General features: G+C 73.9%; 28 protein-coding genes. 12 read left to right on the top strand and 16 right to left on the bottom strand.

Annotated elements, in window-relative coordinates; all coding sequences use genetic code 11:
• A complete protein-coding gene (locus H291_RS0118445) occupies nt 1-516 on the top strand; it encodes an endonuclease V (protein ID WP_020016492.1) in 516 nt (171 codons plus the stop codon).
• A 22-nt stretch (nt 517-538) separates the two neighbouring features.
• Here the strand turns inward: H291_RS0118445 and H291_RS0118440 are convergent, their stop codons facing one another.
• Both H291_RS0118440 and H291_RS30730 read right to left on the bottom strand, forming a co-directional pair.
• On the bottom strand, nt 539-967 hold the full coding sequence (locus tag H291_RS0118440; RefSeq protein ID WP_026365891.1) for a VOC family protein: 429 nt from the start codon (nt 965-967) through the stop codon (nt 539-541).
• 65 nt (nt 968-1,032) lie between these two features.
• Nucleotides 1,033-1,665 (bottom strand): DUF6928 family protein, encoded by a 633-nt coding sequence (locus tag H291_RS30730; RefSeq protein WP_020016490.1) that lies wholly within the window; start codon nt 1,663-1,665, stop codon nt 1,033-1,035.
• Nucleotides 1,666-1,794: 129 nt separating this feature from the next.
• On the opposite strand from H291_RS30730, the gene H291_RS0118430 reads away from it, so the two are divergent.
• Nucleotides 1,795-2,349 carry a DUF6912 family protein gene (locus tag H291_RS0118430; protein ID WP_020016489.1) on the top strand — a complete coding sequence of 185 codons (555 nt, stop codon included), beginning with the start codon at nt 1,795-1,797 and terminating at the stop codon, nt 2,347-2,349.
• A 42-nt stretch (nt 2,350-2,391) separates the two neighbouring features.
• On the opposite strand, the gene hisN is transcribed toward H291_RS0118430, so the two are convergent.
• The 3 genes from hisN to H291_RS0118415 form a co-directional block, all read right to left on the bottom strand.
• Nucleotides 2,392-3,192 carry a histidinol-phosphatase gene (hisN, locus tag H291_RS0118425; RefSeq protein ID WP_020016488.1) on the bottom strand — a complete coding sequence of 267 codons (801 nt, stop codon included), beginning with the start codon at nt 3,190-3,192 and terminating at the stop codon, nt 2,392-2,394.
• A gap of 93 nt (nt 3,193-3,285) precedes the next feature.
• Nucleotides 3,286-4,575, bottom strand: coding sequence for a hypothetical protein (locus H291_RS0118420; RefSeq protein WP_020016487.1), 1,290 nt, complete (start codon nt 4,573-4,575; stop codon nt 3,286-3,288).
• Nucleotides 4,572-5,261, bottom strand: coding sequence for a hypothetical protein (locus tag H291_RS0118415; RefSeq protein ID WP_020016486.1), 690 nt, complete (start codon nt 5,259-5,261; stop codon nt 4,572-4,574). The genes H291_RS0118420 and H291_RS0118415 overlap by 4 nt, the downstream gene beginning before the upstream one ends.
• A 195-nt stretch (nt 5,262-5,456) precedes the next feature.
• On the opposite strand from H291_RS0118415, the gene H291_RS0118410 reads away from it, so the two are divergent.
• Nucleotides 5,457-5,675 (top strand): helix-turn-helix transcriptional regulator, encoded by a 219-nt coding sequence (locus H291_RS0118410; RefSeq protein ID WP_020016485.1) that lies wholly within the window; start codon nt 5,457-5,459, stop codon nt 5,673-5,675.
• Between the two features lie 86 nt (nt 5,676-5,761).
• Here the strand turns inward: H291_RS0118410 and H291_RS0118405 are convergent, their stop codons facing one another.
• On the bottom strand, nt 5,762-6,316 hold the full coding sequence (locus H291_RS0118405) for a hypothetical protein (RefSeq protein ID WP_033327011.1): 555 nt from the start codon (nt 6,314-6,316) through the stop codon (nt 5,762-5,764).
• Between the two features lie 153 nt (nt 6,317-6,469).
• Between H291_RS0118405 and H291_RS0118400 the strand changes: the two genes are divergently transcribed.
• Nucleotides 6,470-7,321 carry a LysM peptidoglycan-binding domain-containing protein gene (locus H291_RS0118400; protein WP_020016483.1) on the top strand — a complete coding sequence of 284 codons (852 nt, stop codon included), beginning with the start codon at nt 6,470-6,472 and terminating at the stop codon, nt 7,319-7,321.
• A 120-nt stretch (nt 7,322-7,441) separates the two neighbouring features.
• Nucleotides 7,442-8,107: an Rv3235 family protein gene (locus tag H291_RS34250; RefSeq protein ID WP_198012525.1), complete on the top strand. Its 666-nt coding sequence runs from the start codon at nt 7,442-7,444 to the stop codon at nt 8,105-8,107.
• A gap of 29 nt (nt 8,108-8,136) precedes the next feature.
• On the opposite strand, the gene H291_RS0118390 is transcribed toward H291_RS34250, so the two are convergent.
• Complete coding sequence (locus H291_RS0118390; RefSeq protein ID WP_020016481.1) at nt 8,137-8,775, bottom strand: nucleoside/nucleotide kinase family protein; 639 nt, start codon at nt 8,773-8,775, stop codon at nt 8,137-8,139.
• Entirely contained in the window at nt 8,766-9,650 is an 885-nt protein-coding gene (locus H291_RS0118385; protein ID WP_033327008.1) for a PfkB family carbohydrate kinase, read from the bottom strand. Before H291_RS0118385 ends, H291_RS0118390 begins: the two co-directional genes overlap by 10 nt.
• 54 nt (nt 9,651-9,704) lie before the next feature.
• Here H291_RS0118385 and H291_RS0118380 point away from each other — a divergent pair, with 54 nt between their 5' ends.
• Nucleotides 9,705-10,322, top strand: coding sequence for a DinB family protein (locus H291_RS0118380; RefSeq protein WP_232216095.1), 618 nt, complete (start codon nt 9,705-9,707; stop codon nt 10,320-10,322).
• On the opposite strand, the gene H291_RS30725 is transcribed toward H291_RS0118380, so the two are convergent.
• On the bottom strand, nt 10,286-11,089 hold the full coding sequence (locus H291_RS30725) for a MerR family transcriptional regulator (RefSeq protein WP_033327332.1): 804 nt from the start codon (nt 11,087-11,089) through the stop codon (nt 10,286-10,288). The genes H291_RS0118380 and H291_RS30725 overlap by 37 nt on opposite strands.
• Before the next feature lie 117 nt (nt 11,090-11,206).
• Between H291_RS30725 and H291_RS0118370 the strand changes: the two genes are divergently transcribed.
• Nucleotides 11,207-11,620 carry a hypothetical protein gene (locus H291_RS0118370; RefSeq protein ID WP_020016477.1) on the top strand — a complete coding sequence of 138 codons (414 nt, stop codon included), beginning with the start codon at nt 11,207-11,209 and terminating at the stop codon, nt 11,618-11,620.
• Nucleotides 11,621-11,637: 17 nt separating this feature from the next.
• Here the strand turns inward: H291_RS0118370 and H291_RS0118365 are convergent, their stop codons facing one another.
• Both H291_RS0118365 and exaC read right to left on the bottom strand, forming a co-directional pair.
• Entirely contained in the window at nt 11,638-12,045 is a 408-nt protein-coding gene (locus tag H291_RS0118365) for a DUF779 domain-containing protein (protein WP_020016476.1), read from the bottom strand.
• A 94-nt stretch (nt 12,046-12,139) separates the two neighbouring features.
• On the bottom strand, nt 12,140-13,663 hold the full coding sequence (exaC, locus tag H291_RS0118360) for an acetaldehyde dehydrogenase ExaC (RefSeq protein ID WP_020016475.1): 1,524 nt from the start codon (nt 13,661-13,663) through the stop codon (nt 12,140-12,142).
• A gap of 239 nt (nt 13,664-13,902) precedes the next feature.
• Between exaC and H291_RS0118355 the strand changes: the two genes are divergently transcribed.
• Nucleotides 13,903-15,516 (top strand): vWA domain-containing protein, encoded by a 1,614-nt coding sequence (locus tag H291_RS0118355; RefSeq protein ID WP_020016474.1) that lies wholly within the window; start codon nt 13,903-13,905, stop codon nt 15,514-15,516.
• Nucleotides 15,517-15,791: 275 nt separating this feature from the next.
• Here the strand turns inward: H291_RS0118355 and H291_RS0118350 are convergent, their stop codons facing one another.
• The gene (locus H291_RS0118350) at nt 15,792-16,373 is read right to left on the bottom strand and encodes a hypothetical protein (RefSeq protein ID WP_020016473.1); all 582 of its coding nucleotides are present in this window, start codon (nt 16,371-16,373) and stop codon (nt 15,792-15,794) included.
• 340 nt (nt 16,374-16,713) lie between these two features.
• Here H291_RS0118350 and H291_RS0118345 point away from each other — a divergent pair, with 340 nt between their 5' ends.
• Nucleotides 16,714-18,018 carry a GAF domain-containing protein gene (locus H291_RS0118345; RefSeq protein ID WP_020016472.1) on the top strand — a complete coding sequence of 435 codons (1,305 nt, stop codon included), beginning with the start codon at nt 16,714-16,716 and terminating at the stop codon, nt 18,016-18,018.
• Between the two features lie 76 nt (nt 18,019-18,094).
• On the top strand, nt 18,095-18,988 hold the full coding sequence (locus H291_RS0118340; protein WP_020016471.1) for a sulfurtransferase: 894 nt from the start codon (nt 18,095-18,097) through the stop codon (nt 18,986-18,988).
• 80 nt (nt 18,989-19,068) lie between these two features.
• On the opposite strand, the gene H291_RS0118335 is transcribed toward H291_RS0118340, so the two are convergent.
• Entirely contained in the window at nt 19,069-19,380 is a 312-nt protein-coding gene (locus H291_RS0118335) for a DUF3175 domain-containing protein (RefSeq protein WP_020016470.1), read from the bottom strand.
• Nucleotides 19,381-19,445: 65 nt separating this feature from the next.
• On the opposite strand from H291_RS0118335, the gene H291_RS0118330 reads away from it, so the two are divergent.
• Nucleotides 19,446-19,901 (top strand): SufE family protein, encoded by a 456-nt coding sequence (locus tag H291_RS0118330; protein ID WP_020016469.1) that lies wholly within the window; start codon nt 19,446-19,448, stop codon nt 19,899-19,901.
• A gap of 202 nt (nt 19,902-20,103) precedes the next feature.
• Here H291_RS0118330 and metG read toward each other — a convergent pair whose 3' ends face one another.
• Together metG and pdxR are read right to left on the bottom strand one after the other, a co-directional pair.
• Nucleotides 20,104-21,822 carry a methionine--tRNA ligase gene (gene metG, locus H291_RS0118325; protein WP_020016468.1) on the bottom strand — a complete coding sequence of 573 codons (1,719 nt, stop codon included), beginning with the start codon at nt 21,820-21,822 and terminating at the stop codon, nt 20,104-20,106.
• Nucleotides 21,823-21,940: 118 nt separating this feature from the next.
• Nucleotides 21,941-23,482, bottom strand: coding sequence for a MocR-like pyridoxine biosynthesis transcription factor PdxR (gene pdxR / locus H291_RS0118320; protein WP_020016467.1), 1,542 nt, complete (start codon nt 23,480-23,482; stop codon nt 21,941-21,943).
• Between the two features lie 68 nt (nt 23,483-23,550).
• Here pdxR and H291_RS0118315 point away from each other — a divergent pair, with 68 nt between their 5' ends.
• Nucleotides 23,551-24,543 carry a DMT family transporter gene (locus H291_RS0118315; RefSeq protein ID WP_020016466.1) on the top strand — a complete coding sequence of 331 codons (993 nt, stop codon included), beginning with the start codon at nt 23,551-23,553 and terminating at the stop codon, nt 24,541-24,543.
• On the opposite strand, the gene H291_RS0118310 is transcribed toward H291_RS0118315, so the two are convergent.
• On the bottom strand, nt 24,470-25,057 hold the full coding sequence (locus H291_RS0118310; RefSeq protein ID WP_026365886.1) for a TIGR03086 family metal-binding protein: 588 nt from the start codon (nt 25,055-25,057) through the stop codon (nt 24,470-24,472). The two genes, H291_RS0118315 and H291_RS0118310, sit on opposite strands and share 74 nt — an antisense overlap.
• Nucleotides 25,058-25,061 lie beyond the last annotated feature (4 nt).

The raw sequence follows: 25,061 nt of genomic DNA, 5'->3' as shown, positions 1-25,061 counted from the left end.
ATGACCGGTGCCACCCCGCGCTACGGCGCGGTGGACGTGCAGTACCTGGACGACGGCGGGGCACGCGCCGCGCTGGTCGTCGCCGAGGACCCGGGCTTCGCGGCGCTCGTCGAGGAGCGCACCGTGCGGGTGGAGCAGGTGGCGGAGTACCGGCCCGGCCGGTTCTACGAGCGCGAGCTGCCGCCCCTGCGGGAGGTGCTGGGCGGCGTGGCACCGCTGGACCTGCTGATCGTGGACGGGTACGTGGACCTCGACCCCGAGGGCAGCCCCGGCCTGGGCGCCCACGTGGCCGACGCCGGGCTCGCCCCGGTGGTGCTCGGCGTCGCCAAGACGCGGTTCCACGCCGCGTCGCACGCCGCCGAGGTGCTGCGCGGGCAGTCCGCCCGGCCCCTGTACGTCACGGCGTCGGGCATGGCGCTGGACGCCGCGGCGGACCTGGTGCGCGAGATGGCCGGCGACGCCCGGTTCCCCGCCGCGCTGCGCCGCGTGGACCGGCTGGCCCGCGGGGCCGAGTAGGCGCGCTCCGGGGCCGGCCGGCTCACGGCTGCAGGAACATCCAGCGATGGCCCTCCAGGTCCTCAGCGCGGTAGGAGCGGCCGTAGGGCGCCTCCTCGATCTTCGAGAGAACGCCCGCGCCGGCGGCCTGGGCCCTGGCGAAGTGCGCCTCGACGTCGGCCACGTGGACCAGCACGCCGTCGATCACCCAGGGCGTCGACAGCCAGGCGTCCGCCGCCCGGCAGTGCTTGCGGTGCGCCGTCGGGCCCTCGTAGGACGCGAGCTCGGAGAGCATCACGCGCCCGCCGCCGGCGTCGAGCTCACCGTGGGAGAGGTGTCCGTCGTCGTCCAGCCAGCGTTCGGCCTCGGTGAAGCCGAACACCTCGATGAGCCAGTCCATGGCGGAGACGCCGTCCTGGTAGGACAGCATGGGGACCACTCCGGAAGGACCGGGAGTAGTGGGTTCGGGCATGACAACCTCCTCGCTCTCGAACAAATGTACGAGCGATTCGGTGATCTGTCGAGCGCTGGGCGCGCTTACACCACCTGGAAGCCGAACAGCTCCACGGCCCACGGGTCCAGCCGGCCGGCGGACGGGCCGCCGTCGTCGGCCCCCTCGCCGCTGAACCCGAAGAACTCACGCAGGGCGTGGTCGCCCAGGTCGAGCGGGTGGAAGGGCAGCGGGTAGCCGTCCAGGGCGGCCGGGTGCCGGCCCGCCCAGAAGGGCTCCTCGAAGGCGAGGCGCTCCCCCGTGTCCTCCAGCACGCCGTCGTCCGGCGAGAGGCTGAGCGACCGCACGAGCGCGCCGTCCCGCCACACCGCGAAGGCGAACCAGTCCACCGCGCTGTGCATCGCGTGCAGGTACAGCGTGCGGCCCATGCTCGCGTCCACCAGGTGGGCCGGGAGCTGGGAGGGACGGTCGAGCATGAGGGCCTGGTCGCACAGGACGTCCACCTCGGGCGTCGACAGCGCGCACGCGCGGCCCTCGGGCGGGAACACGGCGTCGCCGAGGTCCCAGGGCTCCTCACCGTCCGGGCGGATGCGGGCCGGCGGCCACAGCAGGCCGAGCAGCTCCGCCGCGCTCGCCTCGTCGGCGAAGTCGGCCGCTCCCGTCAGACCCGCGGCCACGTCCCCGTCCGCGTACACCAGCATCGCGGTCTTGGCACCCATCTCGTCTCCTGCCCCTCGGCTGCTACCACTACCCGTGGCGTCCCGCCCCGACGCCGGACACGAGAGTACGGGGACTGGGTGACACCGCCACTCCACTCATGCGGGGTCGACACACGGCAGACTGAGCACATGCGCATCTACGTGCCTGCCACGCTCGACGAGCTCGACGCCGTCTCCCACTCCTCCGACGCCGCCCGCTGGACGGTAGCCCCGCGCCGCGCGCACGCCGTGACGAAGGAGCTGGAGGCCGCCCTGCCCGACGAGGACGCCGAGGGCCTCGAGTACGTCGCCGCTCTCAACGCGGCCGACGACTCCCTGGCGCTCATCGCGGGCCGCCCCGACGCGCCGCACCAGCGCGTGATCATCACCGTGGAGGTCCCGGACGCGGCCGTGGGCCCCGTCGTCCCCGGTGACGAGGACGACGACGAGCCGGTGGCCTCGGAGGTGCAGGTGACCGGCACGGTCGAGCAGGTGGCGATCGTCTGCGTGCACGTCGACGAGGCCGAGGCCGCCGCCGACATCGCCGACGTCCTCGCCGCCGCCGACGAGGAGAGCGACGCCGAGACCACGGCGGAGGTCGGCGAGGAGTCCGAGACCGCCCTGGACGAGGCGCTGCAGCGCGTCACGGACCGCGACCTGCTCTGGTACGACTGGAGCGAGATCAAGGACGTGCCCCGGGTCTGATCCAGCCTCCGGCCTGGGTCAGGGACCCGGGCCGGGCTGTCGTCAGGACAGGAAGTCGAGCGCTTCCTCGTGCAGCTTGCCGTTCGTGGCGACCGCGTTCCCGCCCCACGGGCCCGGCTTGCCGTCGAGCGAGGTGAAGGTGCCGCCCGCCTCGGTGACGATCGGCACGAGCGCGGCCATGTCGTAGACCTCGAGCTCGGGCTCCGCGGCGATGTCGACGGCGCCGTCGGCCACGAGCATGTACGACCAGAAGTCGCCGAAGCCACGGGTGCGCGTGCACGCCCGGGTGAGGTCGAGGAACCCGTCGAGCTTGCCGCGCTCCTCCCAGCCGCTGAGCGAGGAGTAGGCGAACGACGCGTCGGCGACGCGGGAGATGCCGGAGACCGACATCCGGGACGCGGAGGCCAGCGACTTGCCGGTCCACGCGCCCGAGCCCTTCGCCGCCCACCAGCGGCGGCCCAGGGCGGGCGCGCTGACCAGGCCCACGACCACCTCGTCGCCGTCGGCCAGCGCGATGAGCGTGGCCCAGACGGGCACGCCGCGCACGAAGTTCTTGGTGCCGTCGATCGGGTCGACGATCCAGCGGCGTGCACCGCTGCCGGCGGAGCCGTACTCCTCGCCGACGATCGCGTCGCGCGTCCGCGCGCGGGCGAGCTGGCCGCGGATGAAGTCCTCGGCAGCCCGGTCCGCGTCGGAGACCGGCGTCAGGTCCGGCTTGGTCTCCACCTTCAGGTCCAGCGCCCGGAAGCGGGACATGGTGATGGAATCGACCTGGTCGGCGATCACGTGCGCCAGACGCAGGTCGTCGGCGTAGTTGTCCTTCGTCACGGCGGCCACGGGCACAACCTAGCGTTGGATGGCGGTTTTCCGTCGCCGAGCCGCGCCGGACGGGCGGATTGTTACCCAGGAAGTGCCCCGCCCGGCCCGCCGACGCCCTCAGACCGGCGCCGGTGCCAGGCCCCGCACCCGGTCCGCGAGGCCCTCGAACGCGGCCCGCGCGGGCGAGGCCGGCGCGCACTCGGCGAGCACGCGCCCCGCCAGCAGCGCCGCGTCGAGCCCGGCGGGGTCGTCCGGCACGACGTGCGCGTCGCCCACTCCCCCGTAGCGCGCCAGCGCGTCCCGCACCTGGGCCTCGGCCCGGCGTCCGACGGCGGCGGCCCGCACCCGGTTGACCACGACCACGCGCGCCGCGGGGACGGGCACCGAGGCGTCCCGCAGGTCCTCCAGGCCGCGCACCAGCCGCTGCAGCCCCACGGGATCGGCCGCGCCGACCACCACGACGACGTCCGCGGCCTGCAGCGCGCTCAGGGTCGCGCCGTTGCGCTGCGGCGCCCGGGTGTCGTACATGAGGAGCTCGTCGGCCTCGAGCACCGGCCCGCAGTCGACCACGGTCCAGGCCGCGAGCTCGCGGCAGCGCTGGAACACCAGGTCGAGCGAGCTGCCGGGGAGCTCCGGCCAGCGCGAGGCGCGGGTGATGCCGGTCAGCACGCGCACGCCCGGCAGCACCACGGGGCTGTGCCCGGCGAGCGTCACGACGTCGAGGTTGCCCTGCCCGGCGGCGCGGGCGGCGGCGGCCAGGCCGGGCGCGTCGTCGAGCAGCCCCAGGCGCGAGGTCACCGACGACGCGTACGTGTCGGCGTCAGCCAGGAGGACGGTGCTCGAGCCGTGCGGCGGAGGCAGTGGGCGCGACCTGCGCAGCAGGCCGGTGCGCCGGGGCGCGGCGGCGCCCACCCCCGCGAGGGCGGCCGCGAGCTCGATGGCGGTGGTGGTGCGGCCGGGCGAGCCCGCCGGACCCCAGACGGCGACGATCGCGCCCGGCCGGTCGGTCCCGCCGTCGGCCGGGGCGGGCACGACGGCGGTATCCGGTTCCGGGCCGGCGCCCCGGACCGCGGCGACCAGGTTCTCGGCGTCCCCGCCCACCACGACGACGTCGGCGCCCAGCCACGCGAGCCGCGCGGCGGACAGGGCCGCGTCCTGGACCACCACGACGCGCAGTCCCGCGCCGCGCAGCCGCGCGACGGCGTCGCGGTCCAGGCCGGGCAGGTCCCCCGAGACGACGGCGACGGTGCCGGCCCCCGCCTCCGCCGCCGCCAGGAGCTCGGTGAGCTCCGCGAGGCGGCGGGCCACGGTCACCTGCGGCTGCGCGCCCAGCACGGTCACGGCCGCGGCCTCTTCCTCGGGCGCCTGGACGGCGACGAGCACGGTGACGGCCCGCTCCTCGCTCATCGGACGCCACCCGCTACGGGCACGACGGTCACGGTGCCCGCGTCCGACAGCGCGGCCAGCACGGTCGGCAGCGCGTCGCCGGGGACCAGCACGTGCAGCGTGACGGTGCCGTCCACGACGATGGCGCCGTCCTCGGCGTCCACCTGCTCGACCACCACGTCCTTCGCGAGCGTGCGCGGCTCCGGCCGGGCCGCACCCGCCTCCCGCGTGACCGGCAGGTCGGGCACGAACCACAGGTCCACGACGGCACCGGCCCGGATCCGGTCCGACAGCCCGGAGGAGACGGGCACGGCGACGGAGCGCACGTCGGCGTCCGCGCCGAGGGCCGTCAGCGGCACCAGCTCGCCGTCGTCGACCACGCGGAGCACCACCAGGTCCGCCGGCAGCGGCTCGTCGGCGGGCAGGTAGCGGCCCGTCCCGGCGCCGAGCCGGACGTCGGCGGTGCGCAGCGAGCCGGCGGTGAGGGGCTCCCCGGGCGTCAGGGCGCCGTCGGCCACGAAGACCGGTACCGTGCGGCTCGCGGCCGAGACCACCCAGGAGCCGAGGGCGACGGACAGCGCGACGATGACGAGACCGGTCACGAGCCGCGGGTCGCGCCAGCCGGGCCTGCGGAGCCGGCCGGCGGCCGGCTCGGGGAGGCCCTGGCCCTGGACTGCCGGTGCCGGGGCGGCCGGGGCATACGTCATCTCGGTCCTTCCGCGTACTTTGGTGGACTTTGCGTGGGGCGTCGAGTACAAGTTGATCCGCGAACCCGCACAGAATGGTGCACAGCCTGGGCAGAGCGCCGGAACCATAGTGATCGAACGTCGCCGATCCGGCATCAGATAAACACTTCTTGTGGATAACCCCCTCATGTCGGTGTCTCGTGCCACACTGTTCCCATGGAAAAGCGCTTTCTCTCTCTGGCGGATGTGGTCGAGACACTGAACATCTCGATGGCCCAGGGCTATGCACTGGTTCGTACCGGCGACCTTCCCGCCATCCAGGTGGGCCCCAAGAAGGTCTGGCGCGTCGAGGCAGCGGAGCTCGAGTCGTACATCGAGCGTATGTACGCAAAGAGCCGTGAGCGGCTCAAGGGTTCTGCCGCAGCGGACGGCTGAATGGCCGCATCGCACACCGACGGGACCGGCGCACTCCAACGGAGTGACACCGGTCCCGCTCTCCATTTACGGGCTATACCGATCGGTTAGGGCGACTCGCTCACGACCAGCAGCGCCGTGAACGGAACCAGCCGGGTTCCCCGGTCATCGAGCAGGTCGATGTCCAGATGGTCCCGGCCCACTCGAGCGACCCGTCCGCCGTACGCCCCGCGGAGCGTGCGCACCACGACGCGGGCCCGGTCCCGCTGCAGGCTCCGCAGCACCGGTCCCAGCCCGGCGGCGTCCCGCCGCGACGTGGCCGACGCCGCCTGCCGGGCCAGACCGTGGGCCGCGGCCACGGCGGCCAGCGGCACCAGGTGCTGGCTCAGCGGCTCCGGCCGCACACCGCGCAACAGCACCCACTCGTCCGCCGCCTCCAGCACGACGCCGCGCAACGGGGCGCCGTCGAGCAGCTCCAGCGTGACCACCCCGCCGACGACGGCGCGGAACCGGTCCGCGAGCGTCATCGTCGCGTGCTCGCCGCGCGTCAGCTCGGAGACGAGCGCGTCGGCCTCGGCCGCCGACTGCGCGCGGGCCTGCGCCTCCAGGTCGCTGAAGAGCAGCTCCCAGCGGGTGGGGCCGGTCGGCTGCACTGATGTCATGGGAACACCTTGCGCTATCCACAGGTATCCCGCTCTCCAGTGGACACCCTCCCGGCACGGATGTTGAATAACGATCGCCGGACGACATCAACCGATACCAAAGGTGGCGCGCCGGATCATCGGAGCCGAAGCTCGACCACCGCAGGGGGAACCATGACGACGCACGCCCGCGACCACACGCCGGCCGCAGCCGGGCGCACGCCCCGGGCGCCCGGGACGGCAGGAACGACCCCGGGCCGCGCGAGCAGCACCGGGCCACGCGAGGCCGCGGGCGCGCGGCGCGGGCTCCTCGGGCTGCTCGGCCTCGGTCTCGCGCTCGTCGGGGCGGCCGTCCTGCTCGGGGTCCGCACGTGGCAGGTCGGCGCGGGCCTGGGCGCGGCGTACTTCCCGGTCGAGGACATCGTCGAGCTCGCGGCGGTCGCCGTCGGTACGGCGGTGGCGGGCTGGACGGGCGCGCACGCGCTCCTCGCGCTCGCCTGCGTCCTCGCGGACCGCCACGGCAGACGCTGGACCGCGGCCGAGCGCACGGTGGCCCGGCACGCGCCGGCGGTGGTGCGGCGGCTGGCCCGCGCAGCCGCCGGGGCAGGACTCGGCCTCGCGCTCACGACCCCGGCTGCGTTCGCCCTGCCCCAGGCGGGACCCCAGGCGGACGAGATGCGTGCCGAGGCCGGGCCCGCCGTTGTCCTCGACCTCGGCTGGCAACCGACGAACGCGCGGCCGACGAACGGGCGGCAGTCCGACGGGCCGGGGCGGTCGTCGCTGGTCAACCGGAGCGCGGGGACGAGTACGGGACCGGAAGCGCCCGTGGTGGTGGAGGCCGGCGACACGCTGTGGTCGATCGCCGCAGAGGGCCTCGCCCGCGCCGATCACGGCCACCCTGGCGCCGCCGAGCCGTCCGACGTCGAGACCGCGGAGGCCGTCGTGCGCTGGTACGCGGCCAACCGCGCGGTGGTGGGCGCCGACCCGGACCTGATCCGGCCGGGCATGGTGCTGCACCAGCCCTGACCGTGCGGCTCACGCGGTCCACCGCCCGGCGGAGCACCACCGAGCACGGCCGCACCCGCGTCCCAGCAAGCCGTCCCCAGCAAGCCGCCCCCCAGCAAACCCGTCCCCAGGAGGCCTCGCATGACCACGCTCGACACCTCGCCAGGCGGCGGAACCCGGAGCCGTCCCGGTGCACCGTCCGCGCCCTCGACGGCGGCCGCGCCAGCAGTAGCACCGGCAACGGCACGCACCCGCGCATCGACCGCCGCGACCACACAGGACGCCGCCCGGACCCGCCTGCCCGCCCGGCGCACGACGGTGCCGCCGTCGGGGCCGGTCACCGGACCGGGGATCGGCCGGCGGCTGCGGCGCATGCGGATCGGCGGCACGCCCTACCCCGAGCTGCAGAACGCGGCGGCGGCCCTGGAGGCGCTGTCCGGCCGACCGGCTCCGGAGCCCGACCCGGACCTGCCCGACCCCACCGCGCAGGTGTGCCGTGTGGTCCGCGCGGCTGTCGAGGTGCTGCGCGGCGAGCGTCCCGCGGCCCAGCTCGCGCGCTGGGTCACGCCGCAGGTCTACGACCAGCTCCTGGAGCGAGGACGGCTCATGCGGGAGGCCCGGCAGGTGCTGCCGCCGCGGCCCAAGGCGCACCCGGCCGCGGTGCGGCGCGTGCGGATGGTCCGGCTGGGCGCCACATCGGCCGAGGCCACCGTGATCCTGCACGACGAGGGGCGGGTGCGCGCCGCGGCCGTGCGGCTGGAGGCCCGGCGCGGGGTGTGGCGCGTCGCGGTCCTGGAGATCGGCTGATCAGGGCACCGCGCGAGGCGCCGAGCCCCCTACACCCACTCCACGACGAGGTCGGCGGCTTCCCGGGTCGTGGCGATGAGGTCCGCGTTGCGCTGGTCGCTGCCGCGCGCCCAGGCCTCGGCGTCGGGCAGGGGCTTGCCGAAGGCGTGGTGCCGCGCGACGAGGCGCCGCAGGCGCTCGGCGTCGGGCAGCTCGACGTACCAGACCTGCGCCATCCGCGAGCGGGCGGCGGGCCAGGCGCCGGTGGTGGCCAGCAGGTAGTTGCCCTCGGTGATCACCAGGGGTTCGTCGGTGACGGCGGTGCCGGCCGCGACGGGTTCCTCGATCTCGCGCCGGAACTCCGGCGCGTAGACGGGCGGGCTGCCGGGGCTCCGGCCGGCGATCCGGTCGATCAGGGCGGCGTACCCGGCGTCGTCGAACGTGTCGATCGCGCCCTTGCGGGCGCGGCTGCCGTGGGCCCTCAGCACCTGGTCGGACAGGTGGAAGCCGTCCATCCCGACGACCACGGCCGAGCCGGGCGCCAGGCCGTCGGCGAGGGCGGCGGCGAGCGTCGACTTGCCGGCGCCGGGCGGACCGGTGATCCCGAGCACCGCTGCGGCGCCCGCGCGGCGGGCCTCGGCGGCGAGCCCCGCGGCACGCTCGACGAGCTCGGCCGTCGTCAGGCGCACGGCACGTACTCCAGCCAGGACCGCGGGCCGATGTGCTGCACCCGGATGGACGCCACCCGGACGCCCTCCTCGACGGCGGCTTCCAGCCCGGCGCCCTGGGCGAGCGCGACGGACAGGGCGCCGTGGAACGCGTCGCCCGCGCCGAGGGTGTCCCGCACGACGACCTCGGGCACCTCGGTCGACCCGTGCTGCCCGTCCTTGTCGCGCCAGGTCACCGGGTGCGGCCCGTGCGTCGTGACGACGGCGCGGGACTCGGCGGCATCCTCGGGCGCGCGGAAGTCCGCGGACCGTGCGGCGACGTCCGCGGAGCCGAGCAGGTCGGCGAAGACGGGGCGCCAGCGCCCGGCGTCCAGCACGATCAGGGGGCGGGGCTCGAGGGCCAGCGCGTACGCGAGCACGCTCCGCGCCAGGTCGGGGTGGTGCCCGTCGAGCAGCACCACGTCGGGCCTCGGCAGGGTGTCGAGCTCGGCAGTCGTGACGTCCAGGCCGTTGGTGAGCGTGGCATCCGGCGAGACGACCGAGCGGTCGCCGGTCTCGTCGTCGACCATCACGGCCGAGACGGCGATGGGGATCTCGCGCCCCTGTGCGGTGTCGTGGATCTCGACCCCGTGGTGCTCCAGGTCGCCCCGGGCGGCCGCGCCGACGGGGCCGGTGCCCATGGCGCTGATCAGGAGCGCGCGCGCCCCGAGCGTCGCGGCGATGACGGCCGCGTTGGCCGCGGGGCCACCCGCGGAGACGTCCTGGCGGACGGCCGTGATCTTCTCGTTCCGGCCCGGGCGGACGGCGCTGCGGTGGATCACATCGAGCGTCGTCAGACCTGCGAACCAGCAGGTCACGGGCGGTTTTGGGGGAGCTTCGGCGGGGGTGTCGCGCATGGGCAGAGGCTACCTTTGAAACCGGATGTCAGAGACCGGGCGTAGTGTCCGAGCATGACGACGACGGAGCCGACCATACCGCCCGGACCGGCGCCCGCCATGTGGCGCGACCTTCTCGTGGACCAGCTGAGCTTCTACTGGGACTACCACCTGTGGCCCCGGCTGGAGGGCCTCACGGACGCCGAGTACCTGTGGGAGCCCGCCTCGCCGGCGTGGAGCGTGCGCCCCGGGCCGGACGGGGAGCCCCGGCTCGAGCAGGAGGTGCCCGAGCCGGAGGTCCCGCCGGTGACGACCATCGCATGGCGCATGGTGCACGTGGGCCGGGACGTCTTCGGGCGGCGCGCCCGGGCCCTGTTCGGCCCGACGGACGCGCCGCCCGACGCCGACATGTTCGACCCCAGGCACTGGCCGGAGGCCCCGATCACGGCCGACGCCGGTCTGGCCATGCTCGAGGAGGGTTACCGGACCTGGCAGGCCGGCATCGCGGCGCTGGACGACGTGTCCCTCATGCGGCCGATCGGCCCCAAGGGCGTCGGCTACGCCGACTTCCCGATCGCCGCGCTGGTGACCCACCTCAGCCGCGAGGCCATGGCGCACGGCGGCGAGATCTGCCTCCTGCGCGACCTCTACCGGGCTCAGCTCGCGCCCTCGGGGCCGACGCCGGCCGGGTAGGCCCGCTCCGCGAAGACGCGCAGGGCCTCCCGCACGAACCGGGCACCCTCGGTGCCGCCGTAGTTCGCGGCGAACCGGTCGTCCGCGACGTACATGTCGGCCAGCCCCAGCAGGTAGCCGCGGTCGGGCAGCGGCTGCCCGGCGCCGGGCGTGCCTGGCACCCCGGCGAGCCAGTCGGCGTGCCGTGCGGCGAGCGCCTGCGCCTCGTCCGAGGCCGGGTCGGTGCCGGCCTCCGCGGCGGCGGCCCAGTCGTGGCTCAGCGCCTCGACGCGGCCCTTCCACTCCCGCTGCTCCTGCTCGCTGAGGCTGCGCCACCAGGTGTCGCCGCGCCGGTAGGCGTCGCTCCCCCAGCGTTCGGTGACCTCCTGCTCGTACCGGGTGTGGTCGAAACCGTCGAGCATGTCCTTGGCCATGATGTGTCCCTCCGTGGTGTCGGGGTCCTTCTCGAGCGCCGCGACGGTCCGTTCGACCGACGCGATCTGCCGGGCGAGCCGGCCTTGCTCCTCCCGGAGCGACACGAGGTGCGTGCGCAGGGCCTGCGCCTCGTCCCGCTGGGTGTCGAGCACCTCGGCGATGTCGCCGAGGCCGAGCCCGAGATCACGCAGCAGCAGGATCCGCTGCAGCCGCACCAGCGCGGTGCGGTCGTAGCGGCGCGGCCCGCTGTCCGTCGTGCGGACGGCGGGCAGCAGCCCGACGGCGTCGTAGTGCCGCAGCGTCCGGCTGGTGACGCCGGTCAGCCGCGCGATCTCCTGGATGGACCATTGCATGTTCCCCACCGTAGAGGTTGACGTCGCGTCAACTTCAAGCCCTCGTTTCGATCCGCCAAGAAGATTCATCTGTGGAAAACCGGCATCCACGAGTACCCGGTGCCAACACTGGTTCTCATGACAGCACTGAGCGAGTTCACTCCCGACCATCCCCTGGCGGACGACGATGCCCTGCTCGCCTTCGCCCGGTTCGTGCACGGCGACATCCGGCCGCGCCGCCGCACCCTCTGGTTCGTGCTGCTGGACGGCGAGCGGCGCCCGCTGCCGGTGATCGTCCCCGTGGACCTGGTGCCGGACGAGCCCGAGGTGCTCGCGGTGAACGACCTGGGCCAGGTATGGCACGACATCCTGGGCGGCGAGCCGGGCGCATCGGTGTTCGTGATGCTGGAACGACCCGGCGCCGCCACGGCCTCGATCACCGACCACGCCTGGTTCGTGGCCCTGCGGGACGCCGCGGCCAGGCACGGCCTCGCGCTCGCGGCGTTCTTCCTCGCGACTGCCGACGACGTCGCGCGGCTGGACCAGACCTGAGCGCCGCGCGCGCCGGGTCAGTCCCGCAGCAGCTCCCACTCGTCGTCGGTGAACAGCCGCGACCGGATGAGGAACCGCACCCCCTCGGGCGCCTCGACGCTGAAGCCGGCGCCACGGCCCGGCACCACGTCGATCGTCAGGTGGGTGTGCTTCCAGTACTCGAACTGGCTGCGGCTCATCCAGACCGGCACCGTGAACGAGTCGACCGCGAGGTCGCCCAGGTGCACGTCGGCGTCCCCGGTGATGAAGTCGCCGTCCGGGTAGCACATGGGCGACGAGCCGTCGCAGCAGCCGCCGGACTGGTGGAACATCAGGTCGCCGTGCTTGTCCCGCAGCTTGACCAGCAGCGCGGCGGCGTCGTCGGTCACGGCGACCCGTGCGGGCGGCGAGCCGGCCGCCTGGCCGGGACGAACGTCGTCGGACATGGAACCTCCCTGAGCTCGGAGCTGGACAGGACCGCCGGGCGGGAGGCCGGGGACGTACCGGCCCCCGGCCTCCCGTTCGGCGTGCGCCGCCGGCCTAGAAGAAGCCCAGCTTGTTCGGCGAGTAGCTGACCAGGAGGTTCTTGGTCTGCTGGTAGTGGTCGAGCATCATCTTGTGGTTCTCGCGGCCCACGCCCGAGCCCTTGTAGCCGCCGAACGCCGCCGCGGCCGGGTAGGCGTGGTAGTTGTTCGTCCACACGCGGCCCGCCTCGATCGCGCGCCCCGCCCGGTAGGCGTCCGACCCGGACCGGCTCCACACGCCCGCGCCCAGCCCGTACAGGGTGTCGTTGGCGATCTTGATGGCGTCGTCGAAGTCAGCGAACTCCGTCACCGCCACCACCGGCCCGAAGATCTCCTCCTGGAAGATCCGCATCTCGTTCTTGCCCTCGAAGATCGTGGGCGTCACGTAGTAGCCGCCCGCGAGGTCACCCTCCAGCTCGGCCCGGTGCCCGCCCGTGAGCACCTTGGCGCCCTCGGCCTTGCCGATGTCGAAGTAGCTGAGGATCTTCTCGAGCTGGTCGTTGCTGGCCTGCGCGCCGATCATCGTGTCGGTGTCCAGCGGGTTGCCCTGCTTGACCGCCTCGGTGCGCGCCACGGCGTCGGCCAGGAAGTCGCGGTAGATGTCGCTCTGGATGAGCGCGCGCGACGGGCACGTGCACACCTCGCCCTGGTTGAGGGCGAACATCGTGAAGCCCTCCAGGGCCTTGTCGTAGAAGTCGTCCCGCGCGGCGGCGACGTCGCTGAAGAAGATGTTCGGCGACTTGCCGCCCAGCTCCAGCGTCACCGGGATGATGTTCTGCGACGCGTACTGCATGATCAGGCGGCCAGTCGTGGTCTCACCCGTGAACGCGATCTTGCGGATCCGCGACGAGCTCGCCAGCGGCTTGCCCGCCTCCGCGCCGAACCCGTTGACCACGTTCACCACGCCCGGCGGCAGCAGGTCCGCGATGAGCTCCATCAGGAACAGGATCGACGTCGGCGTCTGCTCCGCCGGCTTGAGCACCACGGCGTTGCCCGCCGCGAGCGCCGGCGCCAGCTTCCACACCGCCATCAGGATCGGGAAGTTCCACGGGATGATCTGCCCCACCACGCCCAGCGGCTCGTGGAAGTGGTACGCGATCGTGTCGCCGTCGATCTCGCTGATCGAGCCCTCCTGAGCCCGGATCGCGCCCGCGAAGTAGCGGAAGTGGTCGATGGCCAGCGGCATGTCCGCGTTCAGGGTCTCGCGGACCGGCTTGCCGTTCTCCCAGGTCTCCGCGACCGCGAGCTCCTCGAGGTGCTCCTCCATGCGGTCGGCGATCTTGTTCAGGATGATCGCGCGCTCGGTGACCGAGGTGCGCCCCCAGGCCGGTGCGGCGCCGTGCGCGGCGTCGAGGGCCCGGTCGATGTCGTCGGCGTCGCCGCGTGCGACCTCGGTGAACGTCCGCCCGGTCACGGGGCTGGGGTTCTCGAAGTACTGCCCGTTGGCCGGGGGTACGTACTCGCCCCCGATCCAGTGGTCGTACCGGGGCCGGAAGCTCGCGATGGCACCTTCGGTACCTGGGGCTGCGTACACGGTCATGGTCTGCCTCCTCGCAGGATCTCGCGCCCGCCCCCGGGATGCCCGACGGCGGAGCCACGCCCCGGGCGCACCGGTGCACCCGAGTGCGGCGAGGTTAGGCAGCGGGGCGTTGCATCGGGGTTGCAACCCGACCGTGACCTCGCGGAGGCAAGCACGACGCGCGTCGGCACATGTGGACAGATGAGGACAGATCGCCGGACCAACGCCGCGCGACGAGCCGAACCCGAGGAGAGGCCCCCATGCACCTCGCTACCCGCACGTCCCCCGCGCTCCCCCTGATCGTTCCCCTGGCCGCCGCGCTGACCGTGGTGCTGGCGCTCGCGGGCTGCACCGCCGGGGGCGACGAGTCGGGGACCGCCGCGCAGACGGCGAACCTCTCGGTCCCCGACGTCGCTCCCGCCCCGGAGTCCCTGAGCGGCGAGGCGCCCAGCGGCGAACGGCTCGTGGCGCCCGGCCCGGTGCCCGGGCCCACCCAACCGCCGGACGGCGAGGAGTACGACGACTCCCCCGAGTCGCCGTTCCTGGACGTCGCGACGAGCCCGCTGTCCACGTTCTCGGCCGACGTCGACACGGCGTCGTACTCGAACCTGCGCCGCCAGGTGAACCAGGGCATGGCGCCGCAGGGCGTGCGCATCGAGGAGCTCGTCAACTACTTCGACTACGACTACCCGGCGCCCGCCGCCGGGGCCGAGCACCCGTTCTCGGTGTCGACGCAGGTCGCGAAGGCCCCGTGGAACCCGGAGCACCAGCTCGCGATGGTCGGCGTGCAGGCCACGGAGGCCCTGCCGGCGTCGGAGGGGAACAACATCGTGTTCCTGCTCGACGTGTCCGGGTCGATGGACGAGCCGAACAAGCTGCCGCTGCTCGCGGAGTCGTTCGCGCTGCTGGTGGAGCAGCTCGACGAGGACGACCGGGTGTCGATCGTGACGTACGCGGGCGACAACCGCGTGGTCGCCGACTCCGTGCCGGGCTCGGAGCACGGCGTGCTGGTGGACCACCTGCGCTCGCTGCGGGCCGGCGGGTCCACGGGCGGCGCGGCCGGCCTGACCACGGCGTACGAGCTGGCCGAGAAGAACTTCGTCCGCGGCGGCAACAACCGGGTGATCCTGGCGACCGACGGCGACTTCAACGTGGGCCCGGCCACGCCCGAGGAGCTGACGGAGCTGATCGAGGCGGAGCGGGACTCCGGGGTGTACGTGTCCGTGCTGGGCTTCGGCATGTACAACCTGAAGGACAGCACGATGGAGGCCATCGCGGACCACGGGAACGGCAACTACGCGTACATCGACACGCTGGCCGAGGCGCGCAAGGTACTCGTGGACGAGTTCGGCTCGACGATGTTCGTGGTGGCCCAGGACCTGAAGCTGCAGGTCGAGCTGAACCCCGCGGCCGTGCGCTCGTACCGGCTGATCGGCTACGACAACCGGCGGCTGGCGGACGAGGACTTCGACGACGACACCAAGGACGCCGGCGACGTCGGCGCCGGGCACTCGGTGACGGCGTTCTACGAGCTGGTCCCCGCCGGCACCACGGCGGGCTCGAGCGGCGACGTCGGCGGCGACCTCATGTCCGTGCACGTGCGCTACAAGACGCCGGACGGCGGGGCGGCCGGCGCGAGCACCGAGGTCGAGTTCCCGGTGGGCGCGGACGCGTTCACGCGGACGCCGACGGCGGACTTCGCCTTCGCCTCCGCCGTCGCGGAGCTCGGGCTGATCGCCACGGGGTCGGAGTACCGGGGCCAGGCCAACCTCGACGGCGTCCGGCAGCGAGCCGCGGGTGCGCTGGGCGACGACCCGTACGGGCTGCGGGCGGAGTTCGTCGACCTGGTCGAGGCCTACTCGGCCTTGGGGTGAACTCGATGCGGGCGAATATCGCGCGCGGCGCCCATTCGCTGCGGCATATCAAAAGTCACCCGGAATGCGCCGCAAGAAGTTTACCGACCATGGACCGAGCGGGAATTTTCATCCGGCCCCGGTCAATGCATATGGGGATACCTGCCCGGGCCGGGCCGCCCCGGTTATGCGGCCGGTTGCCGTTCTCGGCGCGATTCGGTCCCCGAGTTCGTTCTCGAGGCGGATCGAGCGCTCCCGGCAGCCGGCGGGTCGCAGTGCGGCTGGATGCAGTGCGGTCAGGAGGCGTCGCGTGCGGTGAGGATCGTGCGGTTGCCGACCGGGTCGCGGGAGTCCAGGGAGCGCTGGGCGCCCTGCGACTGCTGGACCATGTCGACGGCGACCCGCAGGTCCTCCGCCGCCCAGTCGAGCGAGCTCTCCATGTGGGTGGCCTGCGCGAGCAGCGTTCGGGCCTGCGTCACCGACGTCGGCGGGGCGTCGGTCAGTCGCTGGGACACCGCCTGGCGCGCGTCGGCGAGCGCCTCGGCGAGCACGTCGCGCGTGGCCGGGTCCGCGACCTGGCCCTCCGAGTGCTCGTAGACCCGCTCGGCCATGTCCATGACGGCGACGAGGTCGTGCGACCGGGCCGAGGTGCTGGTGACCTGGGTGTCGATCTGGGCGGTCAGGGTGACGATCCGGCCGGTCTCCTCCGCGCGGGCCGACATGGCCCACAGCGTGACGGCCACGGCGACGGCGGTGACGATCGCGGCGCCGAAGGTCCAGCGCCGTCGGCCACGGGCACCTGCCAGGTCGGGGCCTGCCTCGGGCTCGCGGGGCGGCGCCGGGGTGTCGAGAGCCGGCAGCCTCGCCGGGTCGATCACGGGTAACGGCTGGGGCCGACTGTCGCCGGCCGGTTCATCGGTGTCAGGCATCTGCGATTCCGGTCTAGCTAAAGCGATGGTGTTCAACTCTTCCCCCAAAGAGAGTTCTGGTGAAAACTATCTGTCGGACATGAAGCCCGTTTAACTACCGGTGCTAATGACGCTAAGACTAGATTCCAAGTCCCGCGCGGTGAAGACGTGATGTGTCGTCGATCTGTGGAAAACCACCCGCAGGCGGTGGACAACTTGGGGATCACGGTGGACAACCTGTTGATGAACTTGGTCCGATGCCTAGACTGGCGTGGTTCGACGAAGGCGTCGGGACAACGTCAGGGGCAGCATGCAGCAGGTGCCACACCGCGACGCGCGCTGGGTTCGCGCGGCCTATGAAAGCTTCGTCGGTTCCGCCGGCTCCGAGGAGCCCGACGGGATCGACCCGGTCGTCGCGGCGTCGTGGTTACGCAGCCTGCGCAACGGTGTGGACCCCGACCGGCCGAGCGCGGTCCCGGTCGCGACGTCGGACGACCTCGACGACTACCGCAGCACCCACCCCCTGGCCGTCGCCATGCCGCTGGTGCGCGACCTCGTGGGCGGCGCGACGGGCGACGGCCTGGTGGTCGCGGTCTCGGACGACGTCGGCCGGCTCCTGTGGGTCGAGGGCCGCGGCCAGGTGCGCTCCGCCGTCGACGGCGTCGGGTTCGTCGAGGGCGCCGTCTGGCGGGAGGAGTCGGTGGGCACCAACGCGCCCGGCACCGCGCTCGCGACGCGCCGCCCCGTCCAGGTGCTCGGGGCCGAGCACTTCGCCCGGCCGGTCCAGCGCCTGAGCTGCACCGCGGCCCCGGTGCACGACGCGGCCGGCGGGATCATCGGCGTGCTCGACCTGACCGGCGGCAACGCCGCCGGGTCCCACGTGGCCCTCGCGCTCGTGCGCGCCACGGTCGCCATGGTCGAGCGGGAGCTCGCCCTCCGCGCCACGGGCGGCCGGGAGGCCGGGGGCGCGCCCTGGGCCGACGACCCGGCCGCGGACGCGGACCTGGCCGGCGGGATCCCGGGCGGTGCCGCCGAGCGTGCACCCGACCTGCGCCTGCTCGGGGCGCCCACGCTGCGCGGCCGCCGGCTCTCGCTGCGGCACGCCGAGATCATGCTGCTCCTGGCCGAGCACCCGCGCGGGCTGAGTGCCGAGGAGCTGGCGGTGCTGCTGCACCCGGGCGACCTGTCGCTCGTGACGGTCCGCGCGGAGATCTCCCGCCTGCGGCGCGTGGCCGACGGCGTGCTCGGCGGCCCGCTGCTCGCCGGCTCGCGTCCCTACCGGCTCGCCCGGATGGTGCGGTCCGACGTCGACACGGTCCGCGGCAGGCTGCGGCGGGGCGACGTCCGCGGCGCGCTGTCGGCGTACCCGGAGCCGCTGCTGCGCCGCTCGACCGCGCCGGGCGTCGAGCGGCTGCGCGAGGAGCTGGAGGCGGAGGTCCGCGGGGCGGTGCACGCGTGCGACGACCTGGCCGCCGTCGAGCAGTGGACCGCGCGCGAGGAAGGCACCGACGACCACGTCGCCTGGACGCGCCTGGCGCGGCTGGCCGAACCGGGCGGCCCGCAGGCCGCGCGGGCGCGGGCGCACCTGGGGGTGCTGGAGCGAAGGCTCGCCTGAGCCGACCCCGCCGGGATCATCCACGACCCCGCCCGTGTTCCTAGACTCGACAGTGCACGCTCATCGAGGAGGAACCATGCCCGCTCCCATCGACCCGTCGGACAAGATCGCGCAGTACGCCCACCCCGAACGGCTCGTGAGCACGGCGTGGCTGGCCGAGCACCTCAAGGACCCGGGCGTCGTCGTCGTCGAGTCGGACGAGGACGTGCTGCTGTACGAGACCGGGCACATCCCCGGCGCGGTGAAGGTCGACTGGCACACCGAGCTGCAGCACCCGCAGATCCGCGACTACCTCGACGGCGCCGCGTTCGCCGCCCTGATGAGCAGCAAGGGCATCACGCGCGACACGACGATCGTGCTGTACGGCGACAAGAACAACTGGTGGGCCGCGTACACGGCCTGGGTGTTCACGCTGTTCGGTCACCAGGACGTGCGCCTGCTCGACGGCGGCCGCGGGCTGTGGAGCGCCGAAGGCCGCGAGCTCACCACCGACGTCCCGGCGCCCGCGCCGGTCGAGTACCCCACGGTCGAGCGCGACGACACGACGGTCCGCGCCTTCCGCGAGGACGTGCTGGCGCACCTGGGCAGCGGCCCGCTCGTCGACATCCGCTCCCCGCAGGAGTACACGGGCGAGCGCATCGCCATCCCGGACTACCCGGAGGAGGGCGTCCTGCGCGGCGGCCACATCCCGACGGCGCGCAACGTCCCGTGGGCCACGGCCGTGGCCGAGGACGGCACCTACAAGACCCGCGCGGAGCTCGACGCGATCTACACCGCGGGCCTGGGCCTCGACCCGGCCGGCGCCGTCATCACGTACTGCCGCATCGGCGAGCGCTCCAGCCACACCTGGTTCGCGCTCACCTACCTGCTCGGGTACACCGACGTGCGCAACTACGACGGCTCGTGGACCGAGTGGGGCAACGCGGTGCGCGTCCCGGTCGCCACGGGCGCGGAGCCGGGCACGGTCTGACAGGCCCCCGGCGCACGTGTCAGACCCACAGGTCAACCGAGGGATCTGTACGTCTGACACGCGCGGGGAGGGCTGACAGGTCAGTCCCGGCCGAAGGCCTTGCGCAGCTCGTCCTTGGCGCGTTCCAGCACGTCGCGCTGGCCGGCGTCGAGATCCTTGCCCGCGCGGTTGACGTAGAACGTGAGCATCGACATCGCCGACCGGTACGGGGAGCTCTTGCGCCTGCCGCTCGCCTCCGCGGACTTCTTCAGGGACCGGGCGATCCGCGCGGGATCGTCCCAGGTGAACACGCCCTCCTCGAGGTCCAGGGCGTCGCTGCCCTCGGTGACGTCCTGGGACCAGCGGTCCGGGCCGCCGTCGGCCCCCTTGTCAGAACCCTTGTTCTCAGCCATACAGCCACGCTACGACGCCGCCCGCGAGCTCGCCCGAGCCTGTGCGGCGGTGAAAGGATGAACGGATGAGCACCAACGACGTCGAACTGCCCGAGGCCCTCGCCGAGCTGCGGGACGCCTTCCTCGAGACGCCCGAGCGTGACCGCCTCCAGCTCCTGCTGGAGGTCTCGCGCGAGCTGCCCCCGCTGCCCGAGAAGTACGCGGACGCGCCCGAGCGGCTGGAGCGCGTCCAGGAGTGCCAGTCCCCCGTCTACGCGTTCGCCGAGGTGGACGACGCCGGCGTGGTCGCCTTCCACGCCAGCGCACCCGAGGAGGCGCCCACCACCCGGGGCTTCGCGTCGATCCTGGCCCAGGGCCTGACCGGGCTGACGGCGCAGCAGGTGCTGGACGTGCCCGAGGACTACCCGCTGCAGCTCGGGCTGACCAAGGTCGTCAGCCTGCTGCGCCTGAACGGCATGGCGGGCATGCTGACGCGCGCCAAGCGCCAGGTCCGCGAGCAGCTCGCGGCCGCGCAGGTCTGACCGGCCCGGCGCCAGCCGCCACGACGTCGGCAGTTGGCACACGCGGCGCAGCGACGTCGGCAGTTGGCATCGAGATCGGCTCAGGCCTGTACCGATCTCGATGCCAACTGCCGACGCCCCGGGCAAGCTGCCGAACGTGCCGCAGCAAGCTGCCGAACTGGGCGCAACCCCCGAACTCGGCGCAGCCGCCGACCCGCCGGGCTCAGGCCTCGCCGCCGCCGAAGCGCTCGCGGTAGGCGTCCAGGTCGTCGTCGCTGATCTTGGCGAACAGCACCGGCGGCACCGTGAACGGCGTCCCGGCCGGCACGGCGTCGAGCGACGTCGCCGCGTCCGGGCTGACCCAGGTCGCGGCGTCGTCGGCCAGGGCGAACACTCCGCGCAGCGTGGCCGCCGTCTGCGGGATGAACGGCTCGGAGACCACCGCGTAGAGGTGGATCAGGTTCATCGCGGTGCGCAGCGAGACCGCCGCCGCCTCCTGGTCGACCTTGACCTGCTTCCAGGGCTCCTTCTCGACGAGGTACGCGTTGCCCGCCGACCACAGCGCGCGCAGGGCGTTCGCGGCCTTGCGGTACTGGAGGGCCTCCAGGTGCTCCTCGTACTCGGCCAGGAGCCGCGTCACCTCGGCGCCGAGCTTCTCCTCGGCCGGGCCGGGCTGGCCGCCCTCGGGAACGGCCTCGCCGAACCGCTTGGCCGAGAACGTCAGCACGCGGTTGACGAAGTTGCCGAGGGTGTCGGCCAGGTCCTTGTTCACCGTGCCGGCGAAGTGTTCCCAGGTGAACGACGAGTCGTCGGACTCCGGGGCGTTCGCGATCAGGAAGTAGCGCCAGTAGTCGGCCGGCAGGATCTCCAGCGCGGCGTCGGTGAAGACGCCCCGCTTCTGCGACGTCGAGAACTTGCCGCCGTAGTAGGTCAGCCAGCTGAAGCCCTTGACGTAGTCGACCATGGTCCACGGCTCGCGGACGCCGAGCTGCGTGGCGGGGAACATCACCGTGTGGAACGGGACGTTGTCCTTGGCCATGAACTGCGTGTAGCGGACGTCGTCGGCCTCGTACCACCACGACTTCCAGTCGCGCGTCTCGCCCGGCGCGGCGGCATCGGCCCACTCCTGGGTGGAGCCGATGTACTCGATCGGGGCGTCGAACCAGACGTAGAAGACCTTGCCCTCGGCCGCGAGCTCGGGCCACGTGTCGGCCGGGACGGGCACGCCCCACTCCAGGTCGCGCGTGATGGCGCGGTCGTGCAGGCCCTCGGCGAGCCACTTGCGCGCGATCGACGTGGACAGGAGCGGCCAGTCCTTGCTGTTGCCGTCGATCCACGACTCGACCTCGGCCTGCAGCTTCGACTGGAGCAGGAACAGGTGCTTGGTCTCGCGCACCTCGAGGTCGGTCGAGCCGCTGATCGCCGAGCGCGGGTCGATCAGGTCGGTCGGGTCGAGCACGCGGGTGCAGTTCTCGCACTGGTCGCCGCGCGCGCGGTCGTAGCCGCAGTGCGGGCAGGTGCCCTCGACGTAGCGGTCGGGCAGGAACCGGCCGTCGACCGGCGAGTACACCTGCCGGATCGCCCGCTCCTCGATGAAGCCGTGCTCGTTGAGCTGCCGCGCGAAGTGCTGCGTGGTCTCGGCGTTCTGCGGCGAGGAGCTGCGCCCGAAGTGGTCGAACGACAGCCCGAAGCCCTCGTAGATCTTCTTCTGCGTCTCGTGCGCCCCGGCGCAGAACTCCGCGACGGGCAGGCCCGCCTCGGCCGCGGCCAGCTCGGCGGGCGTGCCGTGCTCGTCGGTGGCGCAGATGTACAGCACGTCGTGCCCGCGCTGGCGCATGTACCTCGCGTAGACGTCGGCCGGGAGCATCGACCCGACCATGTTCCCCAGGTGCTTGATGCCGTTGATGTACGGAAGCGCACTGGTGACAAGGTGGCGAGCCATCGCTGGATGCTCCGATTCGTAGTTCTGGATCCGTGGGTCCGGGCGGGGTGCCCGGCGGGCTCGCGGAGCGAGCCACGGCCAAGCCTAGATCCACCGGGTGCCCGGGGCGGCATCGTGATCACGGCGTGAGCGGCCGGACGCCGACGACGGCTCCCGCGCCGGGTGCGACCCGGAGCCCGCGCGCGATCCGCGCCACCGCCTCGGCCAGCCGGTCCGGCGGGTTCGCGGCGTAGCCGATCACCAGGCCGGGCGGCCCGTCGCCCACCCGGTGGGCCGACAAGGGGTGCACCCGGACGCCGGCCGCGGCGGCCCGCCGGGCCACGTCGGTGTCGTCGACGTCCGGCAGGGTGACCAGCAGGTGCAGGCCGGCGGCCACGCCGTGGGCCGTCGCGCCGGGCAGGTGCGCGGCCAGCGCGGCGAGGAGGGCGTCACGCCGGGCGCGGTGACGACGTCGGACCTGGCGTAGGTGCCGCTCGAAGCCGCCCGAGGTGATGAAGTGCGCCAGGGCGAGCTGGGGCAGCGCCGGGCTGGCCAGGTCGGTCCAGTACCGGGCCTCGACCAGCTCGGACCGGAGCGCGGCGGGCGCCAGCAGCCAGCCGATCCGGATCCCCGGCGCGAGCGTCTTGGACACGCTGCCCAGGTGCACCACGTGGTCGGGCGCGAGGGCGCGCAGCGCGGGGACCGGCGGGCGGTCGTACCGGTGCTCGGCGTCGTAGTCGTCCTCGATCACGAGCCGGCCCGGCGTCCCGTCCGGACCGCCCGCCGGTCCTGAGCCCGCCCACGCGACCAGCTCGCGCCGCCGCTCGGGCGCGAGCACCACGCCCGTGGGGAACTGGTGCGCGGGGGTGACCAGGACGGCGTCGACCCCGGAGCGGTCCAGGGCCCCGACGTCGAGGCCGTGCCGGTCGACCGGTACGGGCACGGGCGTCAGGTCCCACCGGCGCAGGTGCTCGCGCGCCCCGTAGGAGCCGGGGTCCTCGAACCCGATCCGGGTGGTGCCGCGGGCGAGGAGCGCCCGGGCGAGCAGCATCAGGCCCTGGGAGACACCGTTGACGACCAGGATGTCGTCCGGGTGGGCGCGCAGGCCGCGGGTGCGGGCGAGCCAGCCGGCGAGCGCCTCGCGCAGCGCGGGCAGGCCGCGCGGGTCGCCGTAGCCGAGGTCGCCGGCGGCGAGGCCGTCCAGGGCCGCGCGCTCGGCGCGAGCCCAGGCCGCGCGCGGGAAGGCGGACAGGTCGGGCAGCCCGGGCGAGAGGTCGATCAGGTCGGCCTGCGGACCGACCGGGGCCGCCGGCGCGAACGCGCCGGGCAGGCCGCCCGCCAGGCCAGGCGACGGCGGGCGGGCCGCCGGGGAGGTGCCGGGAGCGGCGGCCGGCATCCCCGTGCCAGGGGCGGGCGCCGGGGCCCAGGCGGCGCGGACCGTCGTGCCGCCGCCGTGCCGGCCCGCGAGCAGGCCCTCGTCGGTCAGGCGCCGGTAGGCGTCGACCACCACGCCGCGGGAGCAGCCGAGCTGGTCGGCGAGCACGCGCGTGGCGGGGAGCCGGTCGCCCGGGACCAGGCGGCCGTCGGACACCGCGCCCCGCACCGCCTCTGCCAGCCAGGCGGTCAGCCCGCCGGCCGGGGCGTGGGCGGGGTCGAGCTGGAGGAAGTCGGCCCCGGGCATCTTGGTCCCCTCGATCTCTGCGGTCTTGGCTCTGTCAGATATACCAAAGCGCGGGCAGGCTCACGGACATGACGACCAGCACCCGCCCGGCGCCGCGCGCCGGCACAGGCACCCCCGAAGTTCCCCGGGCGGACCGGCACGGCCCCGCCTGGACCGGCCCGCTCTTCGCGGCGCTCGGCATGTCGCTGGTGGGCAGCCAGGTGGCGGTCTCCGGCGTGCTCGCCGACGCGCCGCTGTTCGCGGTGCAGGCCGTGCGGTACACGCTGGCGGCCCTGGTGCTGGCGGTGGTGCTGCGACTGACCGGCCGGACGCCGCCCGCACCCTGCGGCCGGGAGTGGGCCTGGCTCGCGGGCGTGGCGCTGAGCGGGCTGGTGCTGTTCAACGTGGGGGTGGTCCGCGGCGTCGCGCACGCCGAGCCCGCGGTGATCGGGGTGGCGGTCGCCGCCGTGCCGGTGCTGCTCGCCCTGGTGGGGCCGCTCCTGGGCGGATCCCGGCCGACGCCGGCCGTGGTGGGCGCCGCCGCCGTGGTGACCCTGGGCGCCGTCCTGGTCACGGGCGGCGGGCGTACGGACGCGGCGGGAGTCGGCTACGCCCTGCTCACCCTCGTGTGCGAGGCGGGGTTCACGCTGCTCGCCGTCCCCGTGCTGCGCCGGCTCGGACCGCACGGCGTCTCGCTGCACGCCGTCTGGATCGCGGCGGTGGCGCTCTGGGCGCTCAGCCTGACGGTCGAAGGGCCGGGCGCCGTGCTGACCCTGCGGGCCGAGCACCTGCCGGCCACGCTGCACCTCGCGCTGGGCGTGACGGTCGTGGCGTTCCTGCTCTGGTACACCGCCGTCGGCCGGATCGGTCCGGGACGGGCCGGGCTGTTCACCGGCGTCGTCCCGGTGGCGTCGGCCGTCGGTGGCGTGGCGCTCGGCGGGCCGGTGCCGGGACCGGCCGTGTGGCTGGGGGTCGCGGTCGTGGTGGCGGGCGTCGCGCTCGGGATGGTCAGGCGGCCGGCCGTGGGTCCCGGCCCAGCAGGCGCAGGGCGTCGGTCCACGGGTCGGAACCGGTCGTGCTGAGCGGGGCCGCGAACACCCCCGGCGTCCCGCCCGGACGGGCGGCGAGCGCGCCCGCGCTGTCGAGCACGAAGGCGACCGTGGCGTCGTCGGGCCGGTAGGTGGCACCGACCGTGGTGGCGACGTCCCAGGCGTGCACCGCGGCGTCGAGGAGCTGCATGCCCAGGGCGAGTGTCGCCGAGACCTGGGAGTCGAACTCGGCCAGGTGGACGGGGGCGTCCGGTTGCGCGCGCGCGGACGCCTCCCGCAGCGCCGTCGCGGACTCCGCCCACGCGCCGACGGCGCCGTCCGGCGTCACCTCCGGTCCCGCGTAGAGGGCGATGTCGGCGTCGCCGTCGCCGAGGGCGGCCGCGAAGCCGCGGTTCTGGCCGATCATGTGCGACAGCAGGGCGGCGAGGTCCCACTCGTCGCACGGCGTCGGGAGGTCGAGCGGGCCCTGGGCGGCCCGCTCGACGAGGCGGGTGGTGTCGGCGAGGGCGGTGTGGTGCAGGGTGAGCATCTCCGAATAAGTAAGCATGCGT

Origin of the sequence: Promicromonospora sukumoe 327MFSha3.1, from assembly GCF_000385135.1 — a bacterium.
Classification (GTDB): Bacteria; Actinomycetota; Actinomycetes; order Actinomycetales; family Cellulomonadaceae; genus Promicromonospora; species Promicromonospora sukumoe_B.
This window is presented reverse-complemented; position numbering and strand designations above follow the sequence as displayed.